The 7438-nt window shown below is 30.5% G+C and carries 6 protein-coding genes; all 6 read left to right on the forward strand.

Features of this window, described 5'->3' with window-relative positions; translation table 11 throughout:
* The first annotated feature begins 59 nt into the window (after positions 1-59).
* The 6 genes from ACKQTC_RS01385 to ACKQTC_RS01410 all read left to right on the forward strand — a co-directional run bounded on the left by ACKQTC_RS01385 (position 60) and on the right by ACKQTC_RS01410 (position 7287).
* Positions 60-1388, forward strand: coding sequence for a helicase (locus ACKQTC_RS01385; RefSeq protein ID WP_408976641.1), 1329 nt, complete (start codon positions 60-62; stop codon positions 1386-1388).
* Positions 1389-1431: 43 nt separating this feature from the next.
* Positions 1432-2088, forward strand: coding sequence for a DNA-binding protein (locus tag ACKQTC_RS01390; protein ID WP_408976642.1), 657 nt, complete (start codon positions 1432-1434; stop codon positions 2086-2088).
* Between the two features lie 204 nt (positions 2089-2292).
* Positions 2293-2721: a MarR family winged helix-turn-helix transcriptional regulator gene (locus ACKQTC_RS01395; protein WP_408976643.1), complete on the forward strand. Its 429-nt coding sequence runs from the start codon at positions 2293-2295 to the stop codon at positions 2719-2721.
* Entirely contained in the window at positions 2714-4969 is a 2256-nt protein-coding gene (locus tag ACKQTC_RS01400) for an ATP-binding cassette domain-containing protein (RefSeq protein WP_408976644.1), read from the forward strand. Before ACKQTC_RS01395 ends, ACKQTC_RS01400 begins: the two co-directional genes overlap by 8 nt.
* 15 nt (positions 4970-4984) lie before the next feature.
* Positions 4985-5626 carry a 4'-phosphopantetheinyl transferase family protein gene (locus ACKQTC_RS01405; protein WP_408976645.1) on the forward strand — a complete coding sequence of 214 codons (642 nt, stop codon included), beginning with the start codon at positions 4985-4987 and terminating at the stop codon, positions 5624-5626.
* Positions 5627-5640: 14 nt separating this feature from the next.
* The gene (locus ACKQTC_RS01410; protein WP_408976646.1) at positions 5641-7287 is read left to right on the forward strand and encodes an AMP-binding protein; all 1647 of its coding nucleotides are present in this window, start codon (positions 5641-5643) and stop codon (positions 7285-7287) included.
* The last annotated feature ends 151 nt before the right edge of the window (positions 7288-7438 follow it).

Genomic DNA, 7438 nt, shown 5'->3' on the forward strand with positions numbered 1-7438 from the left:
ATATCCTCGACCTACTCGACCAGACAATAGAGAATAAGCAAAAATTTATATCTCAAATTATGACTTCAAAAACTCCCGTAAGAGTTGCAGAAGATGTTGATGAAGCAAGTCTGTCTTATTCAGAAATTAAGGCTTTGGCTACTGGTAATCCCCTAATTAAAGAAAAAATGGATTTAGATAATGAAGTTACAAAATTAAAAATGTTAGAAGCAAACTATAAGTCTAATAAATATAAGCTTGAAGATAAGGTAAATAAAATTTATCCTCAAAGTATTTTAAAAACTGAAATGGAAATACAAGCAGTTAAAGAAGATATTGCAAGTGTTGAGAAATTAGGAGAAGGAGATAGCAAATTCACTTCAATCAGTCTTGGTGGAAATAAAATTTTAGATAAGAAAGAGGCTGGAGAAAAGCTATTAGAAGAAATAAAAAAAGTAAAGATAAATGATAGCAAGGTTATTGGGAAGTATAGAAATTTAGGCTTACAAGTTTCATATAACTTTATGACTAATACTCACACCTTTAAACTACTAGGAAAAGCAGAATACTTTGGAGAGCTTTCAAACTCTACTGATGGTAATATAACAAGGCTTGATAATGCAATTGAAAAAATGCCTTCAAGACTTGAAAGGTTAAATCAAAACCTTGAAAACTATAAAGAATCTTTAGAAAATGCCAAGGTAGAATTAACTAAACCATTTGAAAAAGCAGATGAGTTAAGGGATAAGACACTAAGACTAGCTGAGATTAATAAACTTTTAGATATGGGAGAAGTAGAAGAATTAGAAAACCAATCACCATTATTAGAAGATTTAAAGAGGGCGATAGTTGATTATTCTAACTATGAGTTTTCAGAATCTAATAGCTATGAAGACTTTGATAAACTATATCCTGATTTAAGCCATATAGGACTTGCCTATACAGAAACACCAGATGGTAAGCACTCTATTCAATATGAGGTAAATTTGGAAGAAAAAACATGGACTCAGTATGTAGATAATGTTGCTATTAGAACAGAATCTTTTGTAGAAGAAGATATATCTAATTCACAAGCTCTTAAAGACATGACTGAAGCCATAAAGATGTCAAGTTTTGATGATCTGGTATCAGTAGATGAAGAAGATTTAAAACAAGCCCTGGGACTAGAAATAGATGATGATGGAAACTTCTATGATCCGCTTGCAAAAGATCTTGATAATGACGGAATACCAGATAGGTATGACAATGATTTTAAAGATAGTGATTACTTTGAATCAACTTATGATGTTGAGGATAATCTTCACGCAAGGGAAGAGAAACCATCAATATTGGGACAAATATCAAAATTCAAATCAGAAGAAGAAAAAGATAAAAATCAAGAGAAAAACGAAAAAGGACAAGAAAGATAGAGGAGAGCGAAAGGCTCTCCTTATTTAGTACAAGGAGGAAATTATGGAATACAAAGATATTAGAGAAAACATAGAAGAAATGATGAATGATAACTACAAGGACTTTATAAAAGCACTTGTGAGTATAGAAAAAGGTGTTAATGATGAAAAGGCACTTGAAGAAGTCTATGTTTTATATATGAACAATGACACAACAGGTCTACTAAGTGATGACTTTGACTATATGATTGATGACATGAAAGAACAAGGTAAGCTCATTGAAAATACCAATGAACTTGAAGAAAAAGATGACCTCATAAATCTCGTGGGTAATATAGCTGGCAAAGTAGAAAATCTTGAAAGAGAAAATGCAAATGGAGAAAAGTTTAAAGTAAGTAATTTTTCAATTGTTTCAAAAGATGATGATGGAAATAAAGTATATACCAATTGTTCAGCCTATGGAGATAAGACAAAAGATTTAGAGAATCTTAAACAAGGAGATTTTGTTAAAATCTTCGGGCAAGTTAAAACAAGTATTGATAATAACGGGAAAGAACATAAAAATGCTCGTATTTTGTCTTCTAAGCTCTTAAAAGCAAAAGAACAAGTAAAGAGTCAATATAAGGATAAAAAGTCCATATTAGGGCAAATAAAAAGCTTTAAGACAGATGACAAAGCTAAGCAAAATAAGAAAGAACATAGCAAAGGAACAGAGAGATAAATATCGGCGGTCTTCGGACTGCCTTTATTTTTTTGTTTATAAATAACTTGAGTACAAAGTATATTTTAGGTAAAAAAAGAACAAATAAAACAAGATAGAGCAGTAAATGATAGAAAATTGTAACCAGAATGATACCGGAAATAGTTTTAAAATAATTTCGAAAGTAGTATAATTTCTATATAGAAATTACTTTGAGGTGAAATTATGGATTTAAAAAGAGCAATTATGGAATTGCAATGCGAGATGGTTGCAGAAAGGAATTTAGTCAATCCTAAAAATATATCATGGTTACAATATGACATACTAAGTCAGGTAAAAAAACTAGAAAAAGTATTGCCCTCAGATTTAAGTATTATTTTAGGAATAACAAGAACAAAGTTATCAAAAGCTTTAAAAGGTCTAAAATCTATGGGATATATTGAACAATTTCCTAATAAATTAGATGGTAGGGAGTTATATACTTCACTTTCAAATGAGGGAAGTAAGCTTTTAGAAGAAATATCAAAAAAGCACAATTCAATTTTTGAAATTGCATCTAAGTCTTTTACTGAAGAAGAACAAGAAATTTTTATAAGACTATCGAATATACTATCCAATGAATTGAGAAAGAATAGGTTAGAAAAAGATGAATGATTTCATTTATGTAGAAAAGGCTAGAACAAATAATTTAAAAAATATTACAGTAAAAATACCTAAGCATCAAATTGTTGGCGTCACAGGAGTTTCTGGCTCAGGAAAATCTTCATTCGTATTTGATGCCATTGCAGCAGAGTCTCAACGACTATTGAATGAAACATATTCTTCCTATGTTCAAAACTTACTTTCTAAATATAAAAAGCCAGATGTTGACTCAATATCTAATCTTCCAGTTTCTTTAGTGATTGATCAAAAGAGGATTCGTGGAAATTCAAGGTCAACAGTTGGGACAGTTACCGATATATATTCAGACTTGAGATTACTTTATTCAAGACTAGCAAAACCTTTCATCGGATATTCTATGAAGTATTCCTTTAACAATCCTGAAGGAATGTGTAAAAACTGCCAAGGATTAGGTATAGTTCGAGAGATAGATATCAATAAATTAATTGACTTTAATAAATCCTTAAATGACAACGCTGTAAAATTTCCTACATTTCAAAATGGAGGATGGAGATTAACCAGGTATACGGAATCAGGGTATTTTGACAATGATAAAAAATTATCTGATTACACTAAAAAAGAATTAGACATGCTTTTAAATTCGCCAAAGATAAAGCCTGAAAATCCTAGCAAGAACTGGCATAAGACAGCTAAGTATTATGGAATTATTCCTCGTATTATGGAGACCTTTGTAAATGTTCAGCATCCTCAATATCAAGAAGATTTACAAAGGATTTTAATAACAAAGACTTGTCCAGTATGTCATGGAGCAAGACTTAACAAAGAGGTTTTAAGTGCCAAGATAAAGGGCAAGTCCATAGCTGACTCTTCTAATATGGATATTATTAATTTGTATAACTTTATAGCTGGTATTAAAGAAGATAAGGTTAAAGAGATCATAAAAGCCTTAAAAGAAAAATTAACTAGCATTTCCCTTGTTGGCTTAGATTACTTAAAAGTAAATCAAGGAACAAAAAGCCTATCTGGTGGTGAATCTCAAAGAATAAAAATGGTTAAATATCTTAACAGCTCACTATCAGATGTTCTCTATATTTTTGATGAACCAAGCGTAGGTCTTCATCCAGAAGATATTAAGGGGATAACAAATATTTTTAAAGCTTTAAAAGATAAAGGAAATTCTGTTTTATTTGTCGACCACGACCAAGATATGATTAAATGCTCAGATGAAATTATAAATTTTGGAGAAGGCGCAGGAGAAGATGGTGGTAAGGTCACCTTTCAGGGTACTTACAAAGACTTATTAACATCCAATACTATCACTGCTAAAGCATTTACAAAGAAACATCAAATTAATGAAACTAGGAAAAATTTCGAAGGATATTATACTTTAGAAAATGTGTCGAAAAATAACATAAAGAATATATCGGTAAAAATTCCCAAAAAGGCGATAACTCTTGTAACAGGTCTTGCTGGTTCAGGTAAAAGTACCTTAATAAGGGAAATTTTTACAAGTAAATATCCAGATTCTATTGTTTTAGACCAGAGTCTGCCACAGGCATCGAGTCAGTCAAATATTATCACTTATTTAAATATATATGATGAAATCAAGAAACTTTTTGCAAGAGAAAATAGGGTGAATAAAAATCTCTTTTCAGTAAGAGGAAAAGGGGCTTGCCCTGAATGCAAGGGAAAAGGAACGATAAAACTTGATTTAGCCTATTTGGGAGACTCTGAACACATATGTGAAAAGTGTGGTGGAAAAAGATTTAATGATAAAACTCTTTCCTATAAATATAGAGGCAAGGATATTAATGAGATATTCAACTTATCAGTAAAAGATGCTCAAGAAATATTTTTTGATAATTCTAAGATAAAGCAAGTTTTAAATTCCTTAATGAAATCAAACCTATCATATATTAAACTTGGGCAGACCTTAGACACTTATTCGGGCGGAGAACTTCAAAGATTAAAAATTGCTCAGATGCTTAGTAAAGAAATAGAAGGGATCATTATCCTAGATGAGCCAACAACAGGACTTCATGAAGCAGATATTGATAAGTTAATGACTCTAGTTCGTGAATTGGTTAGTGATGGTAATACATTAATAATAATAGAGCATAATTTATCAGTAATAAGCCAAGCTGACTGGATTGTAGACCTGGGACCTAAAGGAGGTAATCTTGGAGGAGAATTATTATTTCAAGGTTATCCTATAGATTTTATTAGGTGCAAAGAATCTTATACTTCTAAGAATTTAATAAAGTTTGTGGAGATTTATTAATAATGAGTGATGTAAATGAAAGATAAATTATTTTCCAAACTGAATAAAGAAGCGATTATATATTATGGGGAGCATATATACAATACAACAACTTTAACTAGAGAGGAATATGAAATTATCAGTGGTTCTGTATTGAAGCGTAAGAGAGAATTTTGTACAGGTAGATATTTTTCGCATAAAGCTTTGAAAGAATTAGGAAAAGATAATACACCATTGTTGAAATCACAAGAAGGCATTCCAATATGGCCAGATGGTATTGAGGGAAGTATTTCTCATTGCTTTCATAAAGGAGCGGTTGTAGTAATCAGGTCAGATCATAAGATTTTTTGTGGAATTGATATAGAGTGTAATAAAGCACTTCCAAAAGAAGTTGAGCGATTAATTCTTAGTAAATATGAATTACAGCAATGTATAGATTTGAAAAAAAACCCTAATATTTTTTGGGAGACTTTAATTTTTAGCACTAAAGAAACAATGTATAAGTATTGGTGTAATAAACTAAATTATAAACTTAAACCAGAAGAGTGTGAGATTAAGCTGATTGCAAATAAAGACATATTTTACGCTAAATGTAAATTACCAAATGACAATATTGAATATATAGTAGGCGAATTTATAATTATTGATAATCATATTATTACTTTGGTTATTAAATAAAGAGAGGGGATTTTATGTTAAATAAGGTAAGTTCTAAAATAGAGAGTAATATAAATAAATATAAAGATAAATCCTTTATTATTAGCAGCAAATGTAATATCACTTATGCACAAATTGGAGAATTTATAAATAAATATAATCAAAAAATGAAAGATGCCGAAATAGAGAAAGGAGCTGTTGTTATAATTGATGTATCAGATAGAATTCTTTATATTCAATTAATTATTGCTACAATATTGTCAGGAAGAATTGTAGCACATGGTAATGCTCGTATTTCTCAACCAGAAGAATATATAGGCAAAACAGCACAAGCAAAAATTACTCAAGCGAATTTGAGTGGCTCTGAGGATTACATTATAGATAAGATTAATAGTTTAAAAGCTGAGATCTCATTAGAAGAAGTTGCCTTTATTCTGGAAACATCAGGTAGTACTGGTGAACCTAAGCCTTGTTTTTTACCTATAAATGCAATAAGTCGAATGATGAATGGGTTTGGTTTTTTTAATATTAACTCTAGCAATGTACATCTTTTCAGTGTTCAACCAAATTTTGGTGCAGCAACAATTGATATTTGGGGGACGATTCTTAATGGAGGAAGTTTAGTAATTACAAAAAATATAGTGCCAACACAGGAAGAAATAATAAAATCAATTAAGCAGGCTGGAGTTAATTTTCTTAACTTATCAGCTCCTATGTTTCGTATTATTTTGGAATTTCAACCAGAAATATTAAATAAAGTCAGTACGATTGTTATTTCTGGAGATTTTTTCCCGTTTGATAAATACAAAGACAAAATAGTTCAAAAATCCTCCAGAATCATTCACGCTCTTGGTTGTTCTGAGTATGGGTCTCTTGTAGCAGCACATATAGTAAGTGAAGAAGAGCTTATAGCTTCAAAATCATATATAAGTGTAGGCAAAGGATTTGCTGGTTCTACTGTATTGGTAGTCTCTAGACAAGATAACGGACAATACGTAATGGCAGAAAAAGGGGAGTTAGCGATAAATGGAGACGGGCTTGCTGTTAACCTTTTAAAAACAAGAATAAATAATGTAGAAGGATGCTGGTATCTTACTAATGATAACGCATTAATAGAAAATGGTAATATTATTCTATTAGGTCGAAAAAACGACGAAATAAAAGTACGAGGATTTAGAGTATCGCTCTCTGCTATACGTTCCGTTGTGTTGTCATTACCTTTTGTGGAAAATGCATATGTTCTTCCTATAGAAAATCATGAACATGGATTGGATATAATTCTATTTGTGCAATGTAACGAATCTGATTTACCCATGGAAGATATTAATAAAAAGATTAGAATGAACTTACCAAAATATATGATTCCGTCAAAAATTGTGTATGTTAAAAATATTCCTACTACAGATCGTGGTAAGACAGATAAAGTGAAGTTAATAAAAATTCTAAAATATAAGAATAAAGATCGATATGTGAGAGGTATTAAGTTTTTTAAGGACATTAACATTGCTGAGTTACTTCCCGATAAATTTGATCCAGATCAAAATCTTATAAGTCAAGGAGTAACGTCTATAGAATTGATACGTATTTATGAGTATTGTCATAATAAAGATCCTAGAATAAGTTTAGAAAGTATACTTTCTATTAAGACATTTTTTGAATTGCGTAATTTAGTTGAGAGGTGATATAAATGGAAATCAAATTAAACGATATTCAAAAGGGGATTTGGTATGAAATTGCTAATTCTGAAGATAAATCAATATATAACGAAGGCTTTTATTTAAATTCATCTAAGCAAGTAGATAGGAAAAGATTTGAAGAAGCATTTTATTCAGT

Source organism: Peptococcus simiae (assembly GCF_046097595.1).
Taxonomy (GTDB): domain Bacteria; phylum Bacillota; class Peptococcia; order Peptococcales; family Peptococcaceae; genus Peptococcus; species Peptococcus simiae.

Coding starts and splice junctions, on each gene's coding strand:
- ACKQTC_RS01385 (WP_408976641.1), top strand. CDS start 60: ATGACTTCAAAAACTCCCGTAAGAGTTGCAGAAGATGTTGATGAAGCA.
- ACKQTC_RS01390 (WP_408976642.1), top strand. CDS start 1,432: ATGGAATACAAAGATATTAGAGAAAACATAGAAGAAATGATGAATGAT.
- ACKQTC_RS01395 (WP_408976643.1), top strand. CDS start 2,293: ATGGATTTAAAAAGAGCAATTATGGAATTGCAATGCGAGATGGTTGCA.
- ACKQTC_RS01400 (WP_408976644.1), top strand. CDS start 2,714: ATGAATGATTTCATTTATGTAGAAAAGGCTAGAACAAATAATTTAAAA.
- ACKQTC_RS01405 (WP_408976645.1), top strand. CDS start 4,985: ATGAAAGATAAATTATTTTCCAAACTGAATAAAGAAGCGATTATATAT.
- ACKQTC_RS01410 (WP_408976646.1), top strand. CDS start 5,641: ATGTTAAATAAGGTAAGTTCTAAAATAGAGAGTAATATAAATAAATAT.